The sequence below is a fragment of the Moraxella sp. ZY200743 genome (assembly GCF_050885545.1).
Taxonomy (GTDB): Bacteria; Pseudomonadota; Gammaproteobacteria; order Pseudomonadales; family Moraxellaceae; genus Moraxella; species Moraxella haemolytica.
On record NZ_CP091313.1, the window covers coordinates 1,928,431 to 1,955,386 of the forward strand.

Here is a 26,956-nt window from a genome sequence, read left to right on the forward strand (position 1 = left end):
GCGTTTTATAGTACCAAAATCCGCTTGTATGATAGCATATAGGCGGATTTTATTTTGGTGGCTTGTTGTCATCACCTTTAGGAATGACTGAAAATAGCTCTATTTTCGGTTGTTTTGCCGTCATCTCAAAAATCGCCCAATCCCAAACCATATTTCCATAGCCATCATCTCTTAAAATAGTACTTTTTAGCACCTTGTTGTTTTCAACAATACTGCTCTTTGCCATCACTTTCAATCTGTTTTATTAGATCGGATATTTTATAGCCATCTTGGATAACTCAGCTATTATAGTGATGCCTCCCCATGTATAAAATCTCATTGCATTGAACAATGGGCAAATCTTTTTCGGTTTGTTTTTGATTGATTGTGGTTAATTGTTCATCAGTTAATTTACCTATTGCGACAAATTTAGGGCGTTCACCATTTTGCAGTTATTCCAAATTGGTACGGATAATATCTAAGGCATTTTTATACAGTGGCATCGATCACCATTCCTACATTTAAATAATAACATAATAAATCAAAAAAAATAAGAATTACAAATTTAGTTTGCATCAATAAGTCCATACGCCACTAGGGATATCAGCTCTACTTATATATTTGGGAGTTGAAAGTTAAGCCATCAAGAAAAAAGAAATCAACCCATGAGTCAAAAATGTGTTGAGATAACACAAGATGAACTTAATACTTTGATTATTAAAAATTTAGCTAACTTTGAGTATGATAATAAATATAAAACTTAAGCACAAAAAACACAACTGCTTCGTTGTGTTTTTTTGTGCTTAATACCACTACGCCGTCTGTGGCAAATAAGCCATCTCAAGCAAGCGGATAAATCGCCCTTCAACATCAATAACGGTAATATGCCAATCATTAATCTGCACCTGCTCACCCTCTAGATGACCAACTGAGCCTAATGCCTGCATGACAATCCCACCCATCGTATCAACATCTTCATCATTAAAACAAGAACCCAAAATTTCATTACAATCGCTAATCGGGGTAGATGCCTGTACTAGCCATACACCCTCTTTGGTGGGGTGGGCTATGATGTTGTTAATGGTACTGTCTTCATCAATATCATCATGCTCATCAACGATGTCACCAACAATTTCTTCAAGCAAATCTTCCATCGTTGCAATACCTGAAACCGAACCAAAATCATCTAAGACAACCGCCATATGCACTTGTGCTTTTTGTAGCAATCTTAAAAGCGTATCCGAACGAGCGTTTTCGTTGATATACAAAGGCTTTCTGACAATATCTTTTAGGATAAAAGGAGAATCATCGCCCTTGGCACGCTTTGCAAAAATCGGAATCAAATCTTTAGCCAACAAAATACCAATGACTGCATTGTCATCATGGCTATCAAAGACAGGATAGCGAGAATGTTCTGTCTCAAGTAGCACCGACAGCACATCAGCAATATCATCATCGCTACTGATGGTAGATAACTGTGGGCGTGGCGTCATGATTTCACGCACTTGAGTGGCAGGCAGGTCAAGTACACCCTCAAGCATATCAACCGTATCAGGCTCCAAAAATTGGCGAGAATCCTGCACTAATTTTAATAAATCATCACGAGTTTCAGGGGCAGTGGATAGCCAGCGTTTAAGCCCACGAGTCCAACTGCCCGAATGACTGTCATCAGACATAAAAAGCCTCTTAATCCTTAAAAATCTGCCAAGAAATCAGCAGAAAAATCATGTTTAATGTAGCGGATTTATCAAGATTATTCAAGCGTTATTTTGTAGCAGTTATCTGTATGGTCAAACGCCCACCAACCATCAGACTTTAACCCAGCGAATAATCCGCTCTTCTATCTCATCTTCATCAAAAGCCGTCTCAGGCACGCAGCGACCACGCACCCCCACTTTATTCATGGCAAGCTCGTGCCTTTGCTGACCTGCTAACAAATAATGCCAATGTGGTAAATTTTGCCCTAGATGCAATCGCTTATACGCACAATGTCTAGGTAACCACATCATATCTGCCACCATGTCGGCAGTCAGACGAATGCAGTCAGGAACTTGTGCTTTGCGATTGGCATAATCTGAACAATGCCCTGTCTGGCAGTTTAAAAGCTGGCACGCAACATCTGTGTATTCAGTAAAGCGAGGATCATCATCGTCCAAGAACTTCACCAGACAACACACCCCACAGCCATCACAAAGTGCTTCCCACTCTGCATCGCTCATCTCATGTAGCGTATAACGCTCCCAAAAACGCTCTCTAAGCCCATCTGTTGCATCAATATCTCGCCCATAAATCAAGTCAGACATCAAAGCCATCTCATCATCTTTTTGGGGCATTTGCCAAAATTGTTGTCAGTAACTGCCAATAAACATTCACACTGTCTATATGCACCATCTCTTGAGGTGAGTGGGCATTTTTAATGGTAGGTCCAATAGAGACAATATCCATCTTAGGATAGCTTTGCTTAATCAGACCACATTCAAGCCCTGCGTGAATCACTTTAACAGCAGGCTCATACCCTAAAATCTGGGCGTACAATTCATTAGTCAACGGCGTAATTTTAGAATGTTGGTCAGGATTCCAACCCACATAACTGCCTGTAAACTCAGCTGAAGCCCCCACCAAAGCAGCCAAACTTGCCAAAACCGAACAGATTGCTTCTTTGCCAGATTCTACCAGTGAACGAACGAGTAAATCAGCACAAAGTCCATCATCTTTTAGATTTACTACACCAAAAGACAAAGAAGTCTCAACCGTATCTTCTGCCACATCAGAATAACGCACCACACCATTTGGCAAAGTATTTAGTAGATGAATGGCTTTGGTGGTATCTGCCACACTCAAAGACCGCTTGGTACTCACAGATTCAAGCACACAAGTACACTTAGGCTCTGCCTTAGCAATCTCACCATAGATGACATCAAAAGCTCGTTGTAACGCTTCTGCCAACTCACTACCCACGCTTTTATCACAGAGCAGATGCACCGTCGCTTCTCTAGGAATGGCGTTTCTTAGCGTACCACCTGCCAGATGAGCAATGGCAAAATGATGCTCAAACTTGGGCAATACATCAGCCAAGATGCGTGCAATAATCTTAATTGCATTACCACGATTTTTATGAATGTCCAGTCCAGAATGCCCACCTTTTAGCCCTTTGATGGTCAAGGCAACTCCGCCATCAAAACCATGCTCATCAACCATAACAGGCAGATGAATATTGGCATCAATACCGCCTGCACAGCCAACATACACCTCACCTATCTCTTCAGTGTCGGTATTAATCATCATCTTGGCAGACAGTTCGCCTGCTTGTAGTCCAAAGACGCCAACCATGCCAGTCTCTTCGGTCATGGTAAGCAGAACTTCAATCTCAGGGTGTACCAAATCATCTGCTTCTAGCACCGCAAGACAACTTGCCATACCAATACCATTATCCGCCCCCAAAGTTGTGCCTGTTGCCATCAGCCACGCATTGTCATCAGGGCGAAGTCTGAGCATGATAGGGTCAGTGGTAAAGTCATGCTTGGTATCGGCATTTGCCTGAGGTACCATGTCAAGATGGGCTTGCAAGGCAATCGGCTCATGCCCCTCCATGCCTTTGGTAGCATTTTTTTTGATAATTACATTACCTACCGCATCACGCCAAGCTACCAACCCTCGCCCCTTTGCCCAATCAATGATGTGCTTTGCTAACGCTTCTTCATGATAGCTTGGATGGGGAATGGCACAGATTTTGGCGAACCATTGCCAAAGTAGTGGCGAACCAAAGTCTTTAACCACTGCCAAATTATTGTGATAAGCATCAATATTCATTACTATTTCCTATGTATTTACCCAAGCTTATTCTAGCACATTTTATCACCAGTCTGGCAAGTCTTATCCATCAGCCCAATCACATGGTACAATCATCATAAACACAAAAAACCATCTAGCACCGCACATCTAATACAAAGACCGCTAGCCTCATTGCCAATTTGATCTCCAATGATGATGGGCGTTGACCAACAACAAAGTTAAAACGACTCATCGCACCCGATAATACCACTCATGCTTTATCTCAAAACCAATCTCAACAAGGCTTGTCAAAATACGCCCTGTCAGCCCCCAGAAAATCTCTGGCGTGCCATCATTATCCACATCATAGACCCAAGCTGGAGTGTGTAGCTTGGCGGACTTGTTGGTCAGTTGTCTATCAAAGCTGTGGTCTTTGGGGGCAGTCTTTAACACCTCAAAAGGCAACCAAAAAATCTTGGCAATTTCATCATCATTGGGCACCAGTGTATCCACCACCTTAGCAGACACCGAGACCACCACAGGTCGAACCAGTAGTCCTGTTTTGGAGATTTGCATCGGCAAATAGCCCAAAATATCAGCACTCGCTGTATTTAGCCCAACTTCTTCGCACGCCTCTCTTAAGGCGACATCAGCAGAGCTTCCGTCCATCTCATCACGCTTACCACCAACAAAGGACACCTCCCCTGCATGACTATTTAGCCTGTTTGACCGCCTTGTTAAAAGCAGGCGAGGCGTTGATTCATCTGCGATGACTACCAAAACACACGCTTGTGGCAAAGGCTTGTTCTTAAGCAGTTGTTCATAATGCCTGATGGCTTGCTCACGAATAAGCCCTGTCAACAGCTCATTATTATCCGTATAAGGCAAGACATCTACTCCCTGATATCCATTTAGTCTGGTAGATAACTCATAAAATCGGTGTTCTGGTGGCACACAGACGGTCTGCTTATCAATAAAATCATTTGTCATTTTAGGTGTTTTCATTTAAACTTAATCAACTTCATTATAACACCAAAACTCAAGCCATGCCCTACTGCTTACACTGTGGCAATCCTGCCTCACACATCATACCTGATGGCGATACCAAAGAACGCCTTGTCTGCCCTGCTTGTGGCTATATCCATTATGATAACCCCAAGATCATCTGTGGCGTACTGGCTGTGCATGAAGGTCGAATTCTGTTATGCCGTCGTGCCATTGAACCACGCTATGGACTGTGGACGCTTCCTGCTGGCTTCATGGAGCTTGGCGAGACGATGGTAGATGGAGCAAAGCGTGAGACACTAGAAGAAGCAGACGGAATGGCAGAAAATACCAAGCTGTATACCCTGCTTGATTTGCCACAATGGGGGCAAGTTCACGCCATGTATCTGGCAAATCTAAAAGAAGGGAAATTCGGCATTGGTCCTGAAAGTCTAGAATGCCGACTGTTCTATCCACACGAGATAGACATGGACAATCTTGCCTTTGAGACGGTGCGACAGACCATTGAGCGGTATTTGGCGGATAAGGCAACATTGGAGAAACAAGGCAAAGATAGCGATGATTTTGATAATTATCCGCTACATGAAGTCCACCTCGCACAAAAACCATAGAACAATAAAAAAGCCATAGACATCGCATCTATGGCTTTTTTATTACTTGGATAGTACCTTGATTAGATAATACCTCGAGATTTTAGCAAGGCAGTAACATCAGGTTTTCTACCCATGAACTTCTCAAACAATGCCATCGGCTCATCAGATCCACCTTGCGACAGTACTGCATCAATAAAGTCTTGACCTGTCTTGCGATTAAACACCCCTTCTTTTTGAAAGCGTGTAAAACCATCACTAGCAAGCACATCTGCCCACATATAACCATAATAGCCTGCCGAGTAACCACCTGAAAAAATGTGGTTAAAGCTATGTGCCATACGCACCCAATCGGGTTCATTAACCACAGAAATACGCTGACGAATATCCTCACGAATACGAGCAATCGCACCTGTATCGCCTGATTGATATTCGCTATGCAAACGAAAATCAAACAAACCAAACTCAAGCTGTCTAACGATGGCTGTTGCCGATTGATAGTTTTTGGCGGCAGACATTCTATCAATCATGTCTTTAGGTAAAGGTTCGCCTGTCTGATAATGACCAGAAATCAAACCTAGCGTATCCATATCCCATGTCCAATTCTCTAGAATCTGACTTGGGAACTCCACCGCATCCCATGCCACACCATTGATACCAGAAACTGCTCGTACATCTACTTGAGTTAGCATATGATGTAAACCATGTCCAAACTCATGGAATAAAGTTTCAACATCTCTATGCAATAGCAAAGCAGGCTCATTGCCACTGGCGGCGGCAAAGTTACATACAATCATTGACACAGGCAACTGAATTGAGCCATCAGCCGTTTGATAGCGATTCATCACATCACTATGCCAAGCACCGCTTCGCTTATTCTCTCTAGCAAACAAATCCAGATAAAAAGAAGCAATGTGCTTACCTTCTTTGAATAACTCAAAGAATCTCACCTCTGGATGCAAGACGGGCACATCTTTTCTTTCACGCACAGTTAAGCCAAACAGACGATTGGTCAACTCAAACATACCCGACAGTACTTTATCTACAGGGAAGTACGCCCTTAACATCTCTTTATCAATGTCATAACGCTCTTGCTTGAATTTTTCGGTCAAATAAGACAAATCCCATGGCATCAGCTTATCTGTTTTAGACAACAGTCCTTTGTCTTTAGCATACTCCTCAAGCTCTTGAATTTCCGCTTTAGACTTAGAGTGAGTCTGTGATAACAAATCACCTAAAAAATCAAGCACTTGAGCTGGACTTTCTGCCATTTTATTTGCCAAAGAATACTCAGCATGAGACTCAAAACCAAGCAGTTTAGCACGCTCTAATCTGAGTTGTACCAGCTCGTTCATGATGGCGGTATTATCCCATTTACCAGCATTTGGACCTTGATCGGACGCACGAGTTCGGTACGCCTCAAACATTTGTTGTCTTAGTTTTCGATCATCAGCATAAGTAACGATGGCGGCATAGCTTGGATAATCCAAGCCGAAGCGATAGCCTAATAAGCCTTTTGACTCGGCTGATTTTTTTGCACTGGCTAAAGCAATATCACTAAGACCTTGTAGCTTTTGTTTGTCTTCAATAACAATCTCAAACCCCATCTCAGAATCAAGCACATTATTACTAAAATCTGTAGATAGCTCAGACAATCTGGTAGAAATTTCAGTATAGCGTTTAGCGTCCTCTCCTTCTAATGCCATACCAGACAGTCTAAAATCAAGCAAGGCGTTATCAATTGCCTTTTTTTGAGCTTTCGAATAACTGGCGTATTCTTTACCCTGTTTTAACTGATTAAAGGCATCGTACAGCGGTCGGTGCATACCAAACCATGTATAAAATTCTGTTAACGATTTCTGTGCATCACCATATACCTCTCGCAACGCTTCAGAGTTTTTTAAAGAATGCAACTGACTAATAGTAGACCACACACGCTCAAGTTTGTTTTGAGCATCTTCTAATGGGACATAGAAGTTTTGCCAAGTAATGCTCTCTTGTGTGGTTAACGCCTTGACCACATTGGTATTATACTCAATCACATAATCAACAGCAGGCTTGATGTGTTCAAGCTGAATGGCGGTAAAGTTAGGCAATCCTACAAAATCAAGCAAAGGGTTGTTTTCAAGCTCCTTGCTTAGCACGAGTGCTGTCGGATTTGCCACACCAAATTTTGGTAAGCTGATGGCAACCAAACTACCTAGACCCATTTGTAAAAAACGACGACGTTCCATAATAATCCTCCTGGTTAAGATTAAACAACTTGTCTTATTTTATCCAATATCAATAAGAGTGGTAGCTAGCTTATGCAAAACTCATCAAAAAGTCAAGGTATTTACCACCCAACCAAAAACCCCTATCATCTCTGGCAGGGGTTTTGGGTTAAAGCTGATGCTTTGTTTTGGTTTGTGTTGGTTTGTTAAAGATTAGCCTTTAACATTAGCAACAACACCAGCACCTACAGTACGACCACCTTCACGGATAGCGAAGCGTAGACCTTTGTCCATAGCGATTGGGTGGATAAGCTCGACACTCATCTCAACGTTGTCGCCAGGCATAACCATTTCAGTACCTTCTTGTAGAGTGATGGCACCAGTTACGTCAGTAGTACGGAAGTAGAATTGTGGGCGATAGCCATTTAGGAATGGCGTGTGACGACCACCTTCTTCTTTTGATAGTACGTATACTTCTGCGTCAAATTGAGTGTGCGGAGTGATTGAACCTGGCTTAGCAAGTACTTGACCACGCTGAACTTCTTCACGCTTAGTACCACGAAGTAGTACACCACAGTTCTCGCCAGCACGACCTTCGTCTAGTAGCTTACGGAACATTTCAACACCAGTACAGGTAGTCTTAGCAGTGTCTTTGATACCAACGATTTCAACTTCATCACCAACTTTGATGATACCAGACTCAACACGACCAGTTACAACAGTACCACGACCAGAGATTGAGAATACATCTTCGATTGGCATTAGGAATGGACGATCGATGTCACGCTCTGGCTCTGGGATATAGCTGTCTAGAGTGTCTAGTAGCTCAAGGATAGCTGGTTCGCCATATTGACCTTGATCACCGTTTAGACCTAGTAGTGCAGAACCTTTGATGATTGGTGTGTCATCACCTGGGAAGTCGTAGTCAGATAGAAGTTCACGCACTTCCATTTCTACTAGCTCTAGTAGCTCTTCGTCATCAACAAGGTCACACTTGTTCATGAATACCATGATGTATGGTACGCCAACCTGACGAGATAGTAGGATGTGCTCACGAGTTTGTGGCATTGGGCCGTCAGTTGCAGCAACAACCAAGATGGCACCGTCCATTTGAGCTGCACCAGTGATCATGTTTTTAACATAGTCAGCGTGACCTGGGCAGTCTACGTGTGCGTAGTGACGAGCTTGAGTGTCGTATTCAATGTGAGAAGTGTTAATGGTAATGCCACGTGCTTTTTCTTCAGGAGCTGAGTCAATAGCAGCGTAGTCTTTAGCTTCACCACCGTGGTGCTTAGCAGCAACAGTAGCGATAGCAGCAGTTAGTGTGGTTTTACCGTGGTCAACGTGACCGATGGTGCCTACATTTACGTGTGGTTTGTTACGTTCGAACTTGGCTTTGGCCATGATATTATTCCTTTTTTAGAATGCTTAAGATAAATGATTATCCAGCAAATGATTAACTGATTTATGATACGCTCAATTATCAAATACAACTAAGCGTATCATAGCTTTAGATCAAGCAAGCAACGAATTACTCGTCGTCGTCATCTTTAGCGGTGAACTTCTTGATGATTTCGTCAGCAACATTCTTCGGAGTTTCTTGATATTTTGCAAACTCCATAGAGTAAGTTGCACGACCTTGAGACATAGAACGCATTTGAGTGGCATAACCAAACATCTCTGCCAATGGTACTTCAGCACGAATGGCTTTGGTGCCACCAGGCAAATCATCCATACCTTGAACCATACCACGGCGACGGTTTAAATCACCCATGATATCGCCCATGTAGTCTTCTGGCGTTTCTACTTCAACTTTCATGATAGGCTCAAGCAGTGCTGGAGACGCTTGCATAAAGCCTTTTTTGAATGCCATAGAACCTGCCATCTTAAATGACAATTCATCAGAGTCAACATCGTGGTAAGAACCATCATATAGCGTCGCTTTAATATTCACTACAGGATAGCCTGCTAGAACGCCATTTTTCATACGCTCTTGAATACCTTTATCGACCGCAGCATGGTATTCTTTAGGTACAACACCGCCAACGATTTCTTCAGCAAATTCGTACTCAACTTCACCCATTGGGTCAAGTGGTTCAAGGCGTAACCAAACATGACCGAACTTACCACGACCACCAGTTTGGCGAACGAATTTACCTTCAACTTCAACGGTTTGACGAATGGTTTCACGGTAAGCAACTTGTGGTGCACCGATATTGGCTTCAACACCAAATTCACGCTTCATACGGTCAACAATGATGTCAAGGTGCAACTCACCCATACCAGAGATGATGGTTTGACCTGATTCTTCATCGGTACGCACACGGAATGAAGGGTCTTCTTTTGCCAAACGACCTAGAGCGATAGACATCTTCTCTTGGTCAGCTTTAGTCTTAGGCTCAACAGCCAAGCTAATAACTGGGTCTGGGAATTCCATACGCTCAAGAGTAATGACATTATCGTTGTCGCACAGGGTATCACCAGTGGTTACATCTTTTAGACCGACAAATGCTACGATATCGCCTGTACGAACTTCATCAACTTCGTTTTGACTGTTGGCGTGCATCTCAACGATACGACCAATACGCTCACGCTTCATCTTAACAGGGTTGTACACGCTATCGCCTTGTTTGGCAACACCTGAGTACACACGAACGAAGGTTAGGTTACCTACATATTTGTCGTTCATGATTTTGAACGCAAGTGCAGCAAATGGCTCGTCATCAGAAGATTCACGGCTGCCTTCGGTCTCGTCTTTGTCATCTAAAATACCTTTGATGGCTTCAACATCAGTTGGAGCAGGTAGGAACTCGATGACTGCGTCAAGCATACGCTGAACGCCTTTGTTTTTAAAGGCAGTACCACATAGCATAGGCTGGATTTCACATGCCAAAGTACGAGTACGCAAACCAGCAACGATGTCCTCACGAGACAAATCGCCTTCTTCTAGGTATTTGTCCATCAGCTCTTCTGAGCTTTCTGCAGCTGCCTCAACCATGTTGTTACGCCATTCTTCAGCGATATCAACCAAATCAGCAGGAATGTTGCCATACTCAAACTTCATGCCTTGAGATTCCACATCCCAAATGATGGCTTTCATTTCTAGTAGGTCAATGACACCTTCAAAACTGTCTTCTGCACCGATTGGCACAACCACTGGCACAGGATTACCGCCTAGACGAGTTTTTACTTGCTCAACCACACGGAAGAAGTTTGCACCAGTACGGTCCATTTTGTTAACAAATGCCAAACGAGGCACTCTATATTTGTTTGCTTGACGCCATACAGTTTCAGACTGAGGTTGTACACCACCAACCGCACAATAAACCATACATGCACCATCAAGAACACGCATAGAACGCTCAACTTCGATGGTGAAGTCAACGTGACCCGGGGTGTCAATTAGGTTAATGCGGTGTTCTGGGAATTGGTCTGACATACCTGACCAAAAGCAGGTGGTTGCAGCAGAAGTAATGGTAATACCACGCTCTTGCTCTTGCTCCATCCAGTCCATCGTTGCAGCACCTTCATGCACTTCACCGATTTTGTGGCTTTTACCTGTGTAGAACAAAATACGCTCTGACGTGGTGGTTTTACCTGCGTCAATGTGAGCTGAGATACCGATATTACGATATCTATTTAAGGGAGTCTTACGAGCCATAATTTTTCCTAGAAAAATTCTGATTAAATTTGGTGTCTGATGGTCTGTTAATAAACCATGACCACCAGATTTATCATTGGGTCAGATAGCAAGCACCCAACCCATGCCTTTTTGAAAAAGGCTAAATACACTTTTAATAAAATTAAAAGCGGAAATGCGAGAACGCTTTGTTAGCGTCTGCCATGCGGTGAACATCATCACGCTTCTTAATGGTAGCACCTTTACCTTCTGCAGCATCATTTAGCTCTCCTGCTAGGCGTAGAGCCATTGATTTTTCAGAACGCTTAGTGGCAGCATCAGCCAGCCAACGCATTGCTAGGGCTGTACGACGGGAGGGGCGTACTTCCATAGGTACTTGGTAGGTTGCACCACCCACACGGCGAGCTTTAACCTCTACTGTTGGGCGAACGTTCTCTAGTACTTCTTCAAAGAAAGCCACAGGATCTTCAACATTGCGTTTAGCGGCAACAGTTTCTAGTGCACCGTAAACGATTTTTTCTGCGACTGATTTTTTACCATCTACCATAACATGGTTAATAAATTTTGCGATGGTTTGGCTGCCGAATTTTGGATCTGGTAGGATTTCACGGGCAGCGACGACACGACGTCTTGGCATAATAGTTTCCTTATATCTTCAGGATAATCTGGTATAAAAGCTAGCTTAACCAGCCTTACTGCGTAAATGGGCTGGGCACACCACACCCTAAATACGCAAAAAATGTCTTTAGGCTTATGCCTTAGGACGCTTAGCACCGTATTTAGAACGGCCTTGCTTACGGTCTTTAACACCCGCACAGTCAAGTGCACCACGCACGGTGTGATAACGAACACCTGGTAGGTCTTTTACACGACCACCACGGATCAGTACAACACTGTGCTCTTGAAGGTTGTGGCCTTCACCGCCGATATAGCTAGATACTTCATAGCCAGAAGTTAGGCGTACACGGCACACTTTACGCATGGCTGAGTTAGGTTTTCTTGGAGTCGTAGTATATACACGAGTACATACGCCACGACGCTGTGGGCATGCTTGTAGTGCAGGTACTTTCGACTTTTCGGTAATGGTCTTACGACCCTTACGGATAAGTTGGTTTGTGGTTGCCATTGGCAATTTCTCCCGTTATTAACAATATGGCTAATCTAATGAAATAGCCGACTCTCCCCATTTAGGGGCAATATATTATAGATGAAAAGATAAAAAGATACAAGGGCGAATGAAAAATCATCCACCCTTGTGCCACTTTCTTATCAGTCATGAAGAAGTTTAGCTATCTTGTTCGTTGTCTTTTTGAGTGCTGTCCGTCAAAAGATGTGGGCGTCTTGGGCAAAAAGTTGCCATTGCCGTACCTAGCACTTCTTCAATGAGCTCACGATTATAATACACGCCTGCACCCACTGACGCCATCGGCAAGATTCGTGTAAACCAACTAACATTGAGCTTATCAATATCAATGTATCGTGAAAAATCATCAAGCTGCTTGGCAAAATTATCAGTCGTACGGTATTTTAGCCCAATATTTTTAAGCTCTTGCTTTAGACTTGAATCTTGAGCATTGATAAAAAACACATTCCCAAAGGCAAGTGCAGTTAAGATGACCTGTTTTTCTTGTAGCTTACTTAGGTTTGCCCCAGACAACACGCCATAGGCAATTTTTACACCCTCTACACCCACCAAAGGCTTATCATAAATCAGTGCAATCTGATAAACAGACTTTAACGATACCATCAGTAGCCATGCGGTATCTGCAATGACGCCTTTTACTCCAAACAGCCCAGACAATCCGCCCATCACCGCTAACGCTCGATTCTGATTGGCGATATCTCGTGCAAAATCATCACGCTCAGCATCGGTTAAACTTGACAGCTTATCAAAGCGACTGTCCTTTTGTAGGTCTTTTTTTGCCCAGTTGTTCGCCCAATACGCCGCCTTATCAAAGAGTTTTTTTGATAAACTACCCACCTCCATGCTTGGAGCTACCTTACCCACCAAAGACTGTGCTTTAGCAAGCCTACCACCAAATAATTGCGAACCAATGGTTGATGCTTGCATTCTAAAGGCATCTTCACCAAAATCACTACTACCCAAATCCACTGGGGTAAAATCCTTAGTAAAAGAAGCGTTCGTACCACGCAGATAAACACCAATCTTGCCAAGCAAAGACTGGCTCTCTTGTGAAGATTGCTCGCCTTGAGCTTGAATTTTTTCAACTTGAGTTTCAATCTGGTAAGCCATGTGATCTACTCGGTCTTGAGTGCTTTGCTTGACCTCCTCAAAAACCTCTTGAAGCTGGTCTTTTACTTCGTCCGCCTTCTCCCTGCCCTGCTCTAACACCTCTTGAGCTTTTTGTTTAAAATCCCCAATGACCGTTTGAGCTTTTTGTTGGGCATCGTTAATGACATCCCCTGCTTTTTCTTTTAACTCATCTGCTTTTTCTTGAAGCTCGCCTTTAACTGTATCTACTTTATCTTTGGCAGTCTCTAAAGTTTGCTCGGCTTTTACTTTGGTGTCGGCTGCCACATCCTCGATTTGTTCTTTTAAGTTGGTGATTTTTTCTGTGGTATCTACCTTTAACTCCTCAGTCTGACCCTGTACCACTTCTTTGACTGCTTGAGTTTGATGAACAACCTTATCTTTGACATCATCAATATCAGTCTTTATGTCAGCTGTTTGTTGTTTAATTTCTTTGGTTTTTTCTTTAGCAATGTCTGCTTTTGATTCAATCAGTTCTTTAGCCTGTTTTTCCACCGCTTTGGCTTCTTCGGCTTTATCTGCCTTTTGATCCGCTTCTTCTTTGACAGATCCTTTTACCACCAGTACATCTTGCACTGATTTGTTGGCAATATCTACATGACCCACAACCTCCACACCATCGGTATTTTCTAGGGCTTCGGCAAATTGGTCTAAATTGTCGGTTTTTGGTGTGTTTGACATGATTTTCTCCTTAAAAATTAACCATTAAAGAGTAACATAAACACACCAATTTCGCTAAATAAAAAGTTAGGCAAATTGTTACTATATCAATCAAATATTACAGAGCGTTTAGATAAGTAAGAATCCGTAGAAAAAATACACGGAATACTTTAGAAAACTTTTCCCATGCGTTAAATAATTTGTTACAATAGCACCAATACAAGTGTAAACTTTGAGACACTTGGCAATTTATTTAATTGATAAGGAAAAACCATGAAAAGAGTCGTGATTACAGGCATGGGCATTGTCTCAAATATCGGCAATGATTTAGCCACTGTTACCGACAGCCTAAAAACTGGAAAGTCTGGTTTGATTTACAATCAAAGCTATGCTGATAATGGCTTTAAGTCTTGCGTATCAGGCTCGATTGATCAAAGCCTACTTGATACCTCTGCCATTGACCGCAAACTAAAACGCTTTATGTCAGATGCCAGTCTTTATGCCTATGTGTCAGCACTTGCTGCCATAAAAAATGCAGGGCTAAGTGTAGATGATATCGCCAATAACCCACGCATTGCGGTCGTGGCTGGCTCTGGCGGAGCAAGCACCGCCGATGTGGTCAATTCGGTGGACAACATGAAAGCAAAGGGACTTCGTGGTGTTGGGGCGGTCTCTGTCCCAAAAATCATGAGTAGCACAGTATCAGCAACGCTAACCACTGGTTTAAAGATTAAGGGCATCAGTTATTCACTTTCATCTGCCTGTGCCACATCTAGCCATTGCGTGGGTCATGCGATGGAGCTGATTCAGCTTGGCAAAGCAGACATGGTGTTGGCAGGCGGTGGAGAGAGCGAGCATTGGACGCAATCGTGTATGTTTGACGCCATGGGAGCAATGAGTACTCAGTACAACGACACACCTACCACCGCAAGCCGTCCTTATGATGCCACTCGTGATGGCTTTGTCATCGCAGGTGGTGGTGGCATGGTAGTCGTGGAGACTCTAGAGCATGCACAGGCTCGTGGAGCGACAATTCTTGCCGAAATCGTGGGCTATGGAGCGACCTCAGACGGAGCGGAAATGGTCGCACCCAGTGGCGAAGGGGCAACTCGCTGTATGCAAATCGCACTGGCTCAAGCAGGGCTTGACACGGTGGACTATATAAACTCGCATGGCACCAGTACGCCACTAGGCGACATCACTGAGTTGCACGCCATCTCAGACGTGTTTGGCGGTGCGGACAAAACCCCGCCAATCAGCTCAACCAAATCCATGACGGGGCATAGCCTAGGAGCGGTGGGCGTACAAGAGCTGATTTATTGCGTGCTGATGATGAATCATGATTTTATCGCCCCAAGCATTAACATCACCAACATGGACGAACAAGCCAAGCCTTTTGACATCGTTCAGACCACACGCCAAACCGAGATTGACACCGCCATGAGCAATAGCTTTGGTTTTGGTGGAACAAATTCGGCCTTGGTGTTAAAAAAGTTTAAAGGCTAACAATCAAAAGGGCTGTGAAAAAAAAATCATAGCCCTTTTAGGTTATTCATTGAGTAAAAGTTCTTACAACCGTTCTTGGTGTCTTTTAATTTAAATGAATAAATGAGCTAAGTAAATCCATCAACCACCCCTTTTTCTTTTTCCTATTTTGTTTTACAATTTGCCTGTCATCAGTCTATTCACTTCCACCATGCTCACATACCCCATTCATACTACGCACACCCCAAGCCAACTGGTCGCACTCATTGCCACACATCACCCTGATTGGCAGGTGTGTTTTTTAAACAATAATCACCGCCCTGTCATCGGCATTCGCCCTGTCATATCATGGATAGCGACTTTTACAGATACGCTATTGATAGATAGACAAGCACGCCATACCAAATCTCAACGCTATACATCTACTTATACTGATTGGCAAAACGAGCTTATCGCCTATTGCCAGAACCAAACCATCACACCCACACATCAAGGCGACTACACACATGGCTTGATGGGTTTTATTGGTTACGACCTGTCCGCTCATGAATTAAATGCTGATATTGCCATCAAGCCAAATCAGCCTTGTGCTTATTTTGGGCATTATGATATTTATTTAAAGCCATGCGAATATGGATTTAGCTTGATTGGCATGAATGATGATGTGTACATTTTTGATGAAGTAAAAGCTACATTAAACGATTTACTCAATCAAAAATTACCACAACCAACATCCGCCCAATTTGTCCCATCATGGAAAAAGGTGGATTATGCCCATGCTTTTAATCAAGTTCAAGAATACATCAAAGCAGGCGACACCTATCAAATTAACCTAACCCAAAGTTGGCAAGCAGATTTGACCGACTTGGCAAGTTTTTTGCCCATTTTGGGGCGAACGATGAATGCCCCTTTTGCAGGTTATTTGTCATTAAATGGTTTTGAACTTTTGTCAGTATCGCCAGAGTTGTTTTTTGAGTTTTATCAAAAAAACAATCACATTCATCTTACCACCAAGCCCATCAAAGGCACACGCCCACGACACAGCGACCCTATGCTTGATGATGAACTAAAAAATGAACTGGCAAATAGCGAAAAAGACATCAGCGAAAACTTGATGATTGTGGATTTACTGCGTAATGATTTGGGTAAATACGCCCATATCGGCACGGTAAAAACCCCAAAACGCTTTGCCATTGAGAGTTTTCAAAATGTTCATCATATGGTTAGCACCATCACAGCACAATTAAATCATACGCATTCTCTGGAAGTGTTATTTGGTTCTTTGCCCGCAGGCTCTATCACAGGCACACCCAAAAAAAGGGCGTGTGAGATTATTCATGAATTAGAAGTCTCACCTCGTGGGGCGTATTGTGGGACAATGGGTTATCTAAATTTTGATGGGTCAGGCGTGTGGAATGTATTGATTCGCACCTTACAACAATCCAACAAATGCGAGCTTTGGGCAGGTGGCGGCATTACTATCAAATCTGATATGGCTGATGAATACCAAGAATGCACCGACAAGGTGGGGGCGATTATCCGACTGATGGCACAGTCCTAAGTCTTAAGCCCTAGCTTAAGACAAGCCCTAAAAATCCGCCCTTTTTGGACGGATTTTGGGTTGGGTCAAGATAAGCACCGCTTAAATCGCCTGCGTGCGTTCAATGAGCCACGCCTTAGCATCACCATCAACCAAATCAAGTAGCTCATCATGCACTTTTTGATGATAGTTGTTCAACCAGTCTTTTTCTTGAGCAGTCAATAGCTCGGGCAAAATCAAGCGAGTGTCAAACGGACATAAGGTCAAGTCTTCAAATTTAGCAAACTCACCATATTCGGTGCTATGAGCAGGTATGGTTGCTACTAGGTTTTCTAGGCGAACACCCCACTTACCCTCACGGTATAACCCTGGCTCATTACTGGTAACCATGCCAAGTTGCAGGGTGCGTTCTGGCAACACAGGTGCAGTACGAGAGATGACTTGTGGACCTTCATGAACATTTAGAAAATAACCCACGCCATGACCTGTGCCATGCCCATAATCAAGACCCTGTTGCCATAGCTGATTGCGTGCCAGTACATCAATCTCAGCCGATAAAATACCCACAGGATAAACCGCCATGGCTAGGGCAATATGTGCCTTTAAAACAAAAGTAACATCACGCTTTTCATCATCGCTGATATCGCCCACGCCTGCCATACGAGTAATGTCGGTTGTGCCATTATAATACTGAGCCCCTGAGTCAATCAGTAGCAATCCAGAACCTTTGATATTGGCATGATACGCTTGGGTCGCCTTATAGTGGACGATTGCCCCATTGCCCTGAAAGCCAGCAATGGTATCAAAACTTGCCGAAACATAGTGTGGCTGTTTACTACGAGCCTCGGTCAGCATATCGGCAATATCAAGCTCACTGGTGGCAACACTTTCTTTGATGCGTTTTTCAAATTCACTAAAAAATTCACACAACGCCGCTCCATCTTGTCGCATCGCTTGGCGAATATGGGTCAATGCTGATGTGGTCTTGACCGCCTTAAATACGGTGCTTGGGTTGGTGGCATGTACAACGCTTAGCCCACCTATCTCTTTTAGCGTACCGACACTCACTTTGGCAGGATCAATCAGTAGCACGCCTGATAACATTGATAACGCCTTAGACACATTGTCATAATCATCAATCTGAACACCTGCTGCCAGTAGTACTGCTTTTGCTGCGTCATTTAGTTTATTTTGATGAACAAATAAAGTTGCACAATCTTGGCTGATGAGTAAGTGCGACAAGAAAACAGGGTTGAACGACACATCACTACCACGCAGATTGGTCAGCCATGCGATGTCATCAAGACTAGAAATCAGATGATGATCAGCTCCCAACTCACTCATCTTGGCACGCACTTTGGCGAACTTAGCAGTAGCAGATTCATCAATGAACAACTCACCGTGCGGATAAATTGGACTATCTGGCAAGGCAGGACGCTCATGCCATACTGACTGTAATAGATCAGATTCGGTGGCAAGTTTAATGTTTTTGTCCTTAAAAATCTCAGATAAAGTAGTACTCTCCGATACAGACAGCACCGCCCCATCAATCGCAACCGTCGCACCACTTGGTAGATTTTCTGCCAAAAACTTACCAAAAGTTGGGTGCCCTTGTGTCATTTTTTTAAGTTCGATGCCTGTACCTTCAAGCTGTATGGGTGCTTGTACCCAATAGCGTGCATCCGTCCACAGCCCTGCAAAGTCTTGGGTGATGACCAAAGTGCCCACAGAACCTGTAAACCCAGAAACCCATTCACGACCTTGCCAATAGATAGGCAAATATTCTGATATGTGCGGATCAGCCGATGGGATAATCAATGCGTCAATTTGATGCGACTGCATCACAGCTCGAAGACTCTGCACACGCTCACGATGGATGTTGGTTGTCATATCCGCTCCTTTTTTGGGAATTGTTAAGATTGATAATCAATGACAATTGATAGTAAATGCTTGGTTATTCTATCACAACTTGTTTGGATTTGCTTGATGATAAATACAAATAAAAAACCTTGCTCATCGAGCAAGGTTTTATCTGCAAAAATAACTTAAAAATCAAGAATGCTTCTTTAAGTTATCCTAATAACAATCAGGCTTATTTTTGCTTGTCCGTTTCAGTAGTCTTCTTGAGTAGCTTGCTTGTCTTCTGCCACCTTAGGCGTTGGAGCGGTATTGGTGGTATCTGCTGGTGCAGTCTGAGCAGCAGGCTTATCTTCAGTTGCTGTTGCTTGAGTTGGTGCTTGGGCATCTTCTGCCGTTTGCTCAAGTTTATCTTGAGCTTCAGCCACTGCCGTGTCGCTCGCTTGAGTAGGCTGTGCTTCTGCCGTGCTTGACTCTACAGTCTGTTCTTGTTCAGTTGGTGTTGCTGGCTGATGCTCGCCTGCTGGACGGAGAAAAGCAGAAATACCAATAGCAACAATCATCACAAGTAAAAGAACGATACCAACAAGAGCTGTAACCGACTCTTTGATTGGGTTATTATTTGATGCATCATGTGCCATAAATCACCTGTCGTAACGATGGGTTAATTAAATTAAGTATTTTGGATAACGGTTTGGGTAAACTTTACCCTATTATATACCAATTTTTGTATTTTTGTACAATTCCTTTCGCATATCAAGGAATTATTGTACAAAAAGCTTACTAAATAGCCCAAAAATCAATCACGCACGCCTTTGGCGGTATAATATCTTTGGGTGCGGCTGCTTGATATACTGCTTTTTCTTGCCACAAAGCTAAATACAATCAACAATAAAGCCAGTGCCAATATCGGATAACTACCAAAGCGTACAAATGGCGTCACACCTATTAGACTTGGCACTTCGCCACGCAATACCGTACGCTCAAACTGCGGCACAATGGCGTCAATACCACCTTTGTGATTGATGATGGCAGTTACACCTGTGTTGGTAGCACGCATAAAATATCGTCCTGTCTCAAGGCTACGCATCTGCACTATTTGTAGGTGCTGCCAAGGTCCTGCTGTCGTGCCAAACCACGCATCATTTGAAACCGTTACTAGCACATCGGCATTTTTTGCATTATGGCGTGTGGTATCAGGATAGGCGACCTCATAACAAATCGCCGCACCAATGGTGTGGTCTTTCACTGCCAATGGCGATTGATTGGCATGACCACGACTAATGCTCATCAAGCCTTGCATATTATCCAGATTTGGTAGGATATTTAGCATTCCTTCAAATGGAATATACTCGCCAAATGGTACAAGCTGTTGTTTCCTGTAAAGACTATCGCCAGTAGCATCAATCGCCGCCACACTGTTGTAAATCGGTGGATAGGCGTGTTTATTCTCATCATAACCCTTTAGGTCTCGGTAAAGCAGTCCTGTTATCCAACTTGACTGGCTGTCATGAGCTTGTTTTGCCATGTCTTGCAAAAATGGCATGGCTTCATCATGAAACATCGGAATTGCTACCTCAGGCCATACCACCACATCACGCCCCCACTCGCTCTTTGTGAGATTGTCATAAATCTCAAGCGTCTGTGTTTGATAGTCAGTGAGCCATTTCATATCTTGAGAGATATTGCCTTGCACCAAAGACACGGACAGCGTTCTGCCATCAGGCTCAACCCAATCCACCGACTGAAGCACAAAACCTACCAATATGGCAAGTATTGACAGCACCAAAAATCCAACTTTTTGGTAAAATAACTCAACCACCGATGCGGCAAACAGCACCACCACAAAGCTGATACCAAAGACACCAAGCACAGGGGCAATACCAGAAATCCACGACTGCTCAGTAAAGGCATATCCCACAAACAGCCAAGGAAAGCCTGAAAGCACCCATGTTTTTAGCCATTCTTGCACCACCCACAATGACGCAAATGCAAGTGGCTGACGACCCAAAAAACGCACAAATATGCAAGCAGATACCGCATGAAACAGCCCCATAATCAGTGCCATCAGCCCAATCATCATCGCCGCCGCCCACGCTGGTACATGACCATACTCATGAATAGAGTTGTACAACCATGACGCACCAACCACCCACACACCAAAACCATACGCCTGCCCAATCCAAAACGCTCGGCGAGTGCTCATCTCATTGATGAGCAAGGCATATACCCCCATGACAGAAAAAATGGCAAGTGGCCACAGATAATACGGAGCAAGCGAAAAACTAAATACCAACCCCGCCACAAGCGATAATAGCATGGCAAGAGCGATGGGAAGTCTTGGTGTGGAGATTTTTGCCTTGCCCTGCTTACTGGCAATGACTGATTGATGAATGGATTGGACTGTCATGATACAAGCTACTTAAAATACTAAAAAATAAGTTAAAAATAAAAATGGTAAAAATAGGTCAATCGCCACAGCAAAAAACACCGTCAGACCTGCCCAAATATCACATTCTAGATAAAATGTTGTGCCCAATAATACCAATAAAATCTTCTGCCAAGATGAATGCAAATAACGCAGCGATGGACGATAAATCAATCATACCCAGATTCGGCATGATACGGCGAAAGGGAGCGATGATGGGTTCGGATAATTGCATGGCAATGTGTATGACCGGATGGTTGGCATTAAACAGCATAATCGCCCAACTCGCCACCACAGAACCGATGATGATATAACGCATCATTGATAAAAACTTAATAATCGCCTGTAGCGTCCCTGCAAAAAACAGCGTAATCTCATTGATGGGTCGTTCAAGAATGAACGCATTCGCCGCCAAATTGAGCCAATACAGCATCAGCATGAGCAAAATAGCAGCAAGACTGATGCGACCTGCTCCCACATTCGGCACAGCCCTTGATAGCGTATCTACGATACCTGTCATGCGCTTGATGGCTTGGGCGTAGGGGTTGCTCGCTTCAATCTCGGCAAACCCAAACATAAAGCGAATGAATAATACCAGCAACGCAAAGTTGATGAGCATATTAACAATAATATAAAGTGGCGTGTTCATAACTGTCTGTCTGTATAGATGAAATGGTCAAAGGCTAAGCTGACGGCTTGCCAAGTTCTATGCTGCGGTCAACACACGCTTGCATTCCTGCCCGAATGACTTCGCCGACATCACGCTCGCCAAAGACAGCCAAAGCTGCTGCGGTCGTACCGCCTTTTGAGGTTACCTGCTCACGCAAGGTCTTAGGGTCATTATGTCTAGCAAGCTCGCCTGCACCGATAAGGCTTTGAATGACTAGTGCCTTTGCGTCATCAGTACCAAGACCAAGCTCGACCGCCTTATCAATCATGTGTTCTAGGATATAAAAAAAGTAGGCAGGGGCAGAGCCTGCCGCCGCTGTTACTGCGTGCATCAGTGCTTCATCATCAAGCCAAGCCACAAGACCAGATGCACTCATGATGGCGTCTGCTACCGCCTTGTCCGACTCGCTAACATCTGCTTTTGCATACATTCCTGTCGCCCCAAGACCGATGGCTGATGGCAAGTTTGGCATACTACGCACCACTCTTTGATGACCGCCCAGCCACGCACACAGCGTATCCACCGTCAGACCTGCCGCTACCGACAGCACCAACTGACCTGACAGATGGGGGATAAGCTCTTGACAAACCCCTTGCATCCCTTGTGGCTTGACCGACAAAACCACCACATCAGCATCAGACACAACTTCATTGACATCGTCAGGGCTGACCGCCTGCACACCTTTGGCAACAAAAGAGACTCTTTTTGGCTCATTGCGGTCGGATACGGCAATCTGAAAATCTAACCCTTTGTCCTGTTTTAGTTTTAGCAGTCCATCAATGATGGCATTTGCCATATTGCCACCACCGATGAAGGTGATTTTTTTTGCTGATAAGATGCTCATGTTATTTCCAATGTATCTAAATGACATCATTGTACACCATCTGCGTCCATCACGCAAAGTAAGCACCCACGCCTGCCATCTCGCTTGCTGTATCAAGTCTCCACGCCCTATTGACACTCACAAGCAATACAGGGCGACCTGTCGCATAAACCACCCATACACTTTGTCTTAGCCATGCAGCCAGTCCAAGCGTCTGCATGAATTTTTTGCCAGACAGTTGTCTACCCCCAAAAGGTATGCTCATCTGCCTATCCCAAGCCACCACTTGTAATGGCACGCCGTGCAACCCATCAGGAACTTGCCATACAAGTGATACATCAGCCAATGTTTTTAGTACCACTTTACCTGATGAAATCAGACCATTGCAAGACTGGGCAGGCAACATCAAACAATCCCAAACCGGCTGACGATAGCGATACAAATACCCTTGATAATAACAGATGACATAAGCAGACACACCCTGCCAAAACAGTCGAGTCTGATGATTGGTGTCTTGTCTATGAATCAGTTGCAGTATATCATGAATCAGCCGATGAGCAGGTGGCACAGGCTCACCCACTGCTAGCCAACGATGAATGAGTGCTGACTGCACAGACTTAGGCAACCGAACAACTTTATCAACCGACAATACTTGAACATTAGAGCGACAGCCAAGCTGTTTGACATTGCTCTCAGACAGTTTGTCATCAATGAGCATCTGCACCATGTCATCTGCATCTGCTAGCAACTGACTACTGCGGGCAATGTTTTGTATCATCTTTGGGTTGATCTGTTCAAATATGGGTAGCACATGGTTACGCAGTTTGCCACGCACATGGGCATCGTCAGTATTTGTTGGGTCATCAACATATGGCAACTGGCATTCTTTGGCAAAACGACTGATACTCTTTCGGTCAGTATGTAATAACGGTCGCCATAACCACACCGCCTTATGCCCATCATGTTTTTTTTGCCAAGTACGCATCGCAGACAGTCCACGCACGCCTGCCCCATCAATCAGACGCATGAGTAAAGTCTCTGCTTGATCGACTGCATGATGTCCCAACATCAGCACATCGCCATCATTCATCACATAAAGCATCGCTTGATAACGGCACTCTCTGGCATTGGTCTCGTTGGCGTGCGTTAAGCTAATGCGTTGTACATGGCAATCAAAACCATTATCCACCGCCCAATCCGCCACCAACTTCGCCCAGTCATCATTGGCACACTGCCAACCATGATGGATATGTAAAATGGTGGGCAAAGAATCAATCTTGCCTTGCTCATACAGCAGTTTGCAAGCGAATGCCAACGCCAACGAATCTCGCCCACCACTGCAAGCAAGATAGCACCGCCGATGTGCCAAAAAATCACGGCACTCCCCAAAAGCATCCGAAAGTTTATCCAACATACTGCACAAAAAAAGACCAGAATGCGATATTCTAGCCTTTTTGGGGTAAATTTGATAGATAAATTTATTCATCACTACAAAGATACAGAAGAATCAAATGCCATCAACCTTTGGTAGCGTTTTTCTAACAGCTCATCGGTCGGCAAAGCTGACAACTGTGTTAATTGACACGCCAACAGTTCTTTTAAGGCACTCATGACCACCTCAGGGGATTCGTGTGCACCCGCCCCTTCTGCGATGACCTCATCAACAAGACCCAACTGGTGTAGATTATTGGCGTTTAGTTTGAGTGCTTCTGATGCGTCAGGGGCTTTTTCGGCAGTCTTCCATAAAATAGACGCACAGCCCTCTGGCGAGATGACCGAATAGATGCTATTTTCTAGCATATTCACCTTATCTGCCACACCGATTGCCAACGCCCCACCTGAACCACCTTCACCAATGACCGTAGCGATGATGGGTGTTTTTAGGCTACTAAATACAGCAATAGACTTGGCAATCGCTTCTGCTTGCCCACGCTCTTCTGCACCCACACCAGGATACGCCCCTTGTGTGTCAATGAAAGTAAATACAGGCAAGCCAAAGCGTTCGGCAAGCTGTACCAAACGGATAATCTTGCGATAGCCTTCTGGGTTTGCCATGCCAAAATTATGGGCGATACGCTCACGAGTTGAGCGACCACGATGCTGACCCACTACCAATACAGGTTCACCGTTAAAACGAGCCAACCCACCCAAAATCGCCCTATCATCAGCAAATGCCCTATCGCCATGCAACTCATCAAATTCTGTAAACAATGCCGATACATAATCCAAAAACAGCGGACGCTTGGCATGGCGAGCAAGCTGAACACTTTCCCAAACTGTACTCATCTTTTTTTATTCCCAATGAACAAATGTAAACTTAGTTAGTTTAGCATATTTTTTATTTTGTGGCATCTTTTTTTATCAGTGCCTAATTATCTAGGGCAAGCCATCACATCCAGACACACCCCCCATTTGGCAAACTGTGCCACATCTAGGGTAAGCTGTGAGTAGATGAGTGTCTCGTGTAGACCTTCTCCTACCGTTACTTGCCAATGATTTTTGGTAAGTATTTTTAAGGAGATGGGGGCGGCTTTGGTCGTTCGGCTTTGGTTTGCTTGTACGGCTAGGCGTAAAATCAAGCACAGATGAGCCAGTTTTCTTCCGCCCAAATTCTCGGCAGCCTCTAGGTTTTCTGATTTTAGTTTGCGTCTGTGATTAAGAGCGATATGTGCCATCATCGCTTGACCGACTTGTGAAAACCCTGCAATGTCCGAAAACTCAAGCAAATAAGCACTGTGTTCTTGATAATGACTATGACCGATGGCAAGACCGATTTCATGCAGATTGGCGGTTCGTCTTAATAGGTCTTTGTCTTCATCACTAAAGTCTAAAGCGTCTTTGGCGACATCAAACAATCTGGCACAGGTCGCCATCACACGCCCTGCTTGCTTAATATTGACCGAATATCGCTGTGCCATCGCTGCCACAGAGCGATCTCGAACATCTTCGTTGCTTAGGCGACCGAGCATATCGTACATCACGCCTTCACGCAATGCCCCATCAGAATAGCCAAGCTGTTCTACGCCTAAAGTTAGCATGATGGCATACAACTCTGCCACACCTGCAGGAAATACCGCTTGGCGGTGGGCTTTTACCCCCTCAAAGTCAATCTTATCAATGCGTCCTAACTTAATCAGACGGCGTTTTAGCTTTTGCATACCCTGTAGGGTAATAAACTCATCAGCAAGACCCAACTCTTGTAAGACCAATAACGCTGCCTTTGCTGTGCCTGATGAAGCAATGGCGTTATCCCAGCCCACTTTTTTGTAGCGTTTTTCTATGGGTAACAGCTCGGTTTGGGTGGCTTTCATCGCTTTTTCAAAGGCGGATTCGGTGATTTTACCACCAGCAAAAAACTTCTTGGTAAAAGACACACAGCCCATCTGCAAAGATTCCATCTCAATAGGCTCAAAGCCTTGACCGATGATAAACTCGGTTGAGCCACCGCCGATGTCAATGACTAAGCGTTTATCCGTACTGGCATTAGAATGCGATACACCCAAATAAATAAGGCGAGCCTCTTCACGACCTGAGATAATCTCAATCGGCTTGGGAAGTAGCTGATTGGCACGCCTGATGAACTCTTGGGCATTGACTGCTTTACGCAGGGCGTTGGTGGCGACCACACGCAGTAGATTGGGATTGATTTCGGTCAAATGTTGGGCGAAGCGATGCAAACAATCAAACCCTCTTTGCATTGCCTCTTCTGACAGCACATTGTTCTCATCAAGACCTGCGGCAAGTTGTACTTTTTCTGAGATGGATGCAACCTTGCGAATCTCGCCATGATCAAGTCTTGCAATCGCCAGATGAAAGCTGTTTGACCCCAAGTCAATTGAACCGATTAGCTCTTCACGACCAACGAGTGCCTCTGCTTCACTGATGGATTGGGCGATTTGTTGATGGCGGGCGGTGGTATCTATCATGACAGGTTTCATAACAACTCTCAATTTTTTATAACCGTTTGGTCTTATCATTGATATACTATCATTCAAACGCTAAATTGCCAATAACCAAGATGAC

22 protein-coding genes are annotated in these 26,956 nt (G+C 44.2%); 3 read left to right on the forward strand and 19 right to left on the reverse strand.

From position 1 onward, the window contains the following. Positions 1–49: 49 nt before the first annotated feature. The 5 genes from L3D27_RS09520 to L3D27_RS09540 form a co-directional block, all read right to left on the reverse strand. The gene (locus L3D27_RS09520; protein ID WP_284673431.1) at positions 50–226 is read right to left on the reverse strand and encodes a hypothetical protein; all 177 of its coding nucleotides are present in this window, start codon (positions 224–226) and stop codon (positions 50–52) included. A gap of 565 nt (positions 227–791) precedes the next feature. Next, a complete protein-coding gene (locus L3D27_RS09525; protein WP_373628822.1) occupies positions 792–1,655 on the reverse strand; it encodes a CBS domain-containing protein in 864 nt (287 codons plus the stop codon). A 132-nt stretch (positions 1,656–1,787) separates the two neighbouring features. Next, positions 1,788–2,282, reverse strand: a complete 495-nt coding sequence (locus L3D27_RS09530; protein WP_432481042.1) for a YcgN family cysteine cluster protein — start codon at positions 2,280–2,282, stop codon at positions 1,788–1,790. Positions 2,283–2,295: 13 nt separating this feature from the next. Continuing rightward, positions 2,296–3,789 (reverse strand): aminoacyl-histidine dipeptidase, encoded by a 1,494-nt coding sequence (locus L3D27_RS09535; protein ID WP_432481043.1) that lies wholly within the window; start codon positions 3,787–3,789, stop codon positions 2,296–2,298. A gap of 210 nt (positions 3,790–3,999) precedes the next feature. Next, the gene (locus L3D27_RS09540) at positions 4,000–4,740 is read right to left on the reverse strand and encodes an NUDIX hydrolase (RefSeq protein WP_432481044.1); all 741 of its coding nucleotides are present in this window, start codon (positions 4,738–4,740) and stop codon (positions 4,000–4,002) included. A 56-nt stretch (positions 4,741–4,796) separates the two neighbouring features. Between L3D27_RS09540 and L3D27_RS09545 the strand changes: the two genes are divergently transcribed. Next, on the forward strand, positions 4,797–5,366 hold the full coding sequence (locus L3D27_RS09545) for an NUDIX hydrolase (RefSeq protein ID WP_432481045.1): 570 nt from the start codon (positions 4,797–4,799) through the stop codon (positions 5,364–5,366). A gap of 62 nt (positions 5,367–5,428) precedes the next feature. On the opposite strand, the gene L3D27_RS09550 is transcribed toward L3D27_RS09545, so the two are convergent. From L3D27_RS09550 to L3D27_RS09575, 6 genes are all read right to left on the reverse strand, one after another. Further along, a complete protein-coding gene (locus L3D27_RS09550) occupies positions 5,429–7,579 on the reverse strand; it encodes a M3 family metallopeptidase (protein ID WP_432481046.1) in 2,151 nt (716 codons plus the stop codon). Positions 7,580–7,771: 192 nt separating this feature from the next. Continuing rightward, positions 7,772–8,962, reverse strand: coding sequence for an elongation factor Tu (gene tuf, locus L3D27_RS09555; protein WP_284673437.1), 1,191 nt, complete (start codon positions 8,960–8,962; stop codon positions 7,772–7,774). Positions 8,963–9,089: 127 nt separating this feature from the next. After that, the gene (gene fusA / locus L3D27_RS09560) at positions 9,090–11,219 is read right to left on the reverse strand and encodes an elongation factor G (RefSeq protein WP_432481047.1); all 2,130 of its coding nucleotides are present in this window, start codon (positions 11,217–11,219) and stop codon (positions 9,090–9,092) included. Positions 11,220–11,361: 142 nt separating this feature from the next. Further along, positions 11,362–11,835, reverse strand: a complete 474-nt coding sequence (gene rpsG / locus L3D27_RS09565) for a 30S ribosomal protein S7 (protein ID WP_284673439.1) — start codon at positions 11,833–11,835, stop codon at positions 11,362–11,364. 114 nt (positions 11,836–11,949) lie between these two features. After that, a complete protein-coding gene (gene rpsL / locus L3D27_RS09570) occupies positions 11,950–12,324 on the reverse strand; it encodes a 30S ribosomal protein S12 (protein WP_264684303.1) in 375 nt (124 codons plus the stop codon). Between the two features lie 159 nt (positions 12,325–12,483). Next, positions 12,484–14,151 carry an EcsC family protein gene (locus tag L3D27_RS09575; RefSeq protein ID WP_284673440.1) on the reverse strand — a complete coding sequence of 556 codons (1,668 nt, stop codon included), beginning with the start codon at positions 14,149–14,151 and terminating at the stop codon, positions 12,484–12,486. 252 nt (positions 14,152–14,403) lie between these two features. Here L3D27_RS09575 and L3D27_RS09580 point away from each other — a divergent pair, with 252 nt between their 5' ends. Then, complete coding sequence (locus L3D27_RS09580; RefSeq protein WP_284673441.1) at positions 14,404–15,636, forward strand: beta-ketoacyl-ACP synthase II; 1,233 nt, start codon at positions 14,404–14,406, stop codon at positions 15,634–15,636. A gap of 190 nt (positions 15,637–15,826) precedes the next feature. Continuing rightward, positions 15,827–17,176, forward strand: a complete 1,350-nt coding sequence (locus L3D27_RS09585) for an anthranilate synthase component I family protein (RefSeq protein ID WP_284673442.1) — start codon at positions 15,827–15,829, stop codon at positions 17,174–17,176. Positions 17,177–17,257: 81 nt separating this feature from the next. Here the strand turns inward: L3D27_RS09585 and L3D27_RS09590 are convergent, their stop codons facing one another. From L3D27_RS09590 to ppx, 8 genes are all read right to left on the reverse strand, one after another. Next, positions 17,258–19,045, reverse strand: a complete 1,788-nt coding sequence (locus tag L3D27_RS09590; protein ID WP_432481048.1) for an aminopeptidase P family protein — start codon at positions 19,043–19,045, stop codon at positions 17,258–17,260. A 221-nt stretch (positions 19,046–19,266) separates the two neighbouring features. Further along, positions 19,267–19,653, reverse strand: coding sequence for a hypothetical protein (locus L3D27_RS09595; RefSeq protein ID WP_432481049.1), 387 nt, complete (start codon positions 19,651–19,653; stop codon positions 19,267–19,269). Between the two features lie 158 nt (positions 19,654–19,811). Further along, positions 19,812–21,422, reverse strand: coding sequence for an apolipoprotein N-acyltransferase (gene lnt, locus L3D27_RS09600; protein WP_432481050.1), 1,611 nt, complete (start codon positions 21,420–21,422; stop codon positions 19,812–19,814). A gap of 100 nt (positions 21,423–21,522) precedes the next feature. Further along, positions 21,523–22,089 carry a YggT family protein gene (locus tag L3D27_RS09605; RefSeq protein WP_432481051.1) on the reverse strand — a complete coding sequence of 189 codons (567 nt, stop codon included), beginning with the start codon at positions 22,087–22,089 and terminating at the stop codon, positions 21,523–21,525. A gap of 34 nt (positions 22,090–22,123) precedes the next feature. Continuing rightward, on the reverse strand, positions 22,124–22,954 hold the full coding sequence (gene proC / locus L3D27_RS09610; protein WP_373628835.1) for a pyrroline-5-carboxylate reductase: 831 nt from the start codon (positions 22,952–22,954) through the stop codon (positions 22,124–22,126). Positions 22,955–23,003: 49 nt separating this feature from the next. Next, positions 23,004–24,347, reverse strand: coding sequence for a tRNA lysidine(34) synthetase TilS (gene tilS, locus L3D27_RS09615; protein WP_432481052.1), 1,344 nt, complete (start codon positions 24,345–24,347; stop codon positions 23,004–23,006). A gap of 74 nt (positions 24,348–24,421) precedes the next feature. Next, complete coding sequence (locus L3D27_RS09620) at positions 24,422–25,219, reverse strand: acetyl-CoA carboxylase carboxyltransferase subunit alpha (RefSeq protein ID WP_284673449.1); 798 nt, start codon at positions 25,217–25,219, stop codon at positions 24,422–24,424. An 86-nt stretch (positions 25,220–25,305) separates the two neighbouring features. Continuing rightward, entirely contained in the window at positions 25,306–26,859 is a 1,554-nt protein-coding gene (gene ppx, locus L3D27_RS09625) for an exopolyphosphatase (RefSeq protein ID WP_418001265.1), read from the reverse strand. Positions 26,860–26,956: the final 97 nt, after the last annotated feature.

Excerpts from the sequence above, each read along its gene's own strand:
- L3D27_RS09580 (WP_284673441.1), top strand. The coding sequence starts at position 14,404 with ATGAAAAGAGTCGTGATTACAGGCATGGGCATTGTCTCAAATATCGGC.
- proC (WP_373628835.1), bottom strand. The coding sequence starts at position 22,954 with ATGAGCATCTTATCAGCAAAAAAAATCACCTTCATCGGTGGTGGCAAT.
- L3D27_RS09605 (WP_432481051.1), bottom strand. The coding sequence starts at position 22,089 with ATGAACACGCCACTTTATATTATTGTTAATATGCTCATCAACTTTGCG.
- lnt (WP_432481050.1), bottom strand. The coding sequence starts at position 21,422 with ATGACAGTCCAATCCATTCATCAATCAGTCATTGCCAGTAAGCAGGGC.
- L3D27_RS09525 (WP_373628822.1), bottom strand. The coding sequence starts at position 1,655 with ATGTCTGATGACAGTCATTCGGGCAGTTGGACTCGTGGGCTTAAACGC.
- tuf (WP_284673437.1), bottom strand. The coding sequence starts at position 8,962 with ATGGCCAAAGCCAAGTTCGAACGTAACAAACCACACGTAAATGTAGGC.
- fusA (WP_432481047.1), bottom strand. The coding sequence starts at position 11,219 with ATGGCTCGTAAGACTCCCTTAAATAGATATCGTAATATCGGTATCTCA.
- rpsL (WP_264684303.1), bottom strand. The coding sequence starts at position 12,324 with ATGGCAACCACAAACCAACTTATCCGTAAGGGTCGTAAGACCATTACC.
- L3D27_RS09550 (WP_432481046.1), bottom strand. The coding sequence starts at position 7,579 with ATGGAACGTCGTCGTTTTTTACAAATGGGTCTAGGTAGTTTGGTTGCC.
- L3D27_RS09575 (WP_284673440.1), bottom strand. The coding sequence starts at position 14,151 with ATGTCAAACACACCAAAAACCGACAATTTAGACCAATTTGCCGAAGCC.
- L3D27_RS09545 (WP_432481045.1), top strand. The coding sequence starts at position 4,797 with ATGCCCTACTGCTTACACTGTGGCAATCCTGCCTCACACATCATACCT.
- L3D27_RS09520 (WP_284673431.1), bottom strand. The coding sequence starts at position 226 with ATGGCAAAGAGCAGTATTGTTGAAAACAACAAGGTGCTAAAAAGTACT.
- L3D27_RS09540 (WP_432481044.1), bottom strand. The coding sequence starts at position 4,740 with ATGACAAATGATTTTATTGATAAGCAGACCGTCTGTGTGCCACCAGAA.
- L3D27_RS09530 (WP_432481042.1), bottom strand. The coding sequence starts at position 2,282 with ATGTCTGACTTGATTTATGGGCGAGATATTGATGCAACAGATGGGCTT.
- tilS (WP_432481052.1), bottom strand. The coding sequence starts at position 24,347 with ATGTTGGATAAACTTTCGGATGCTTTTGGGGAGTGCCGTGATTTTTTG.
- rpsG (WP_284673439.1), bottom strand. The coding sequence starts at position 11,835 with ATGCCAAGACGTCGTGTCGTCGCTGCCCGTGAAATCCTACCAGATCCA.
- ppx (WP_418001265.1), bottom strand. The coding sequence starts at position 26,859 with ATGATAGATACCACCGCCCGCCATCAACAAATCGCCCAATCCATCAGT.
- L3D27_RS09590 (WP_432481048.1), bottom strand. The coding sequence starts at position 19,045 with ATGACAACCAACATCCATCGTGAGCGTGTGCAGAGTCTTCGAGCTGTG.
- L3D27_RS09595 (WP_432481049.1), bottom strand. The coding sequence starts at position 19,653 with ATGGCACATGATGCATCAAATAATAACCCAATCAAAGAGTCGGTTACA.
- L3D27_RS09620 (WP_284673449.1), bottom strand. The coding sequence starts at position 25,219 with ATGAGTACAGTTTGGGAAAGTGTTCAGCTTGCTCGCCATGCCAAGCGT.
- L3D27_RS09535 (WP_432481043.1), bottom strand. The coding sequence starts at position 3,789 with ATGAATATTGATGCTTATCACAATAATTTGGCAGTGGTTAAAGACTTT.
- L3D27_RS09585 (WP_284673442.1), top strand. The coding sequence starts at position 15,827 with ATGCTCACATACCCCATTCATACTACGCACACCCCAAGCCAACTGGTC.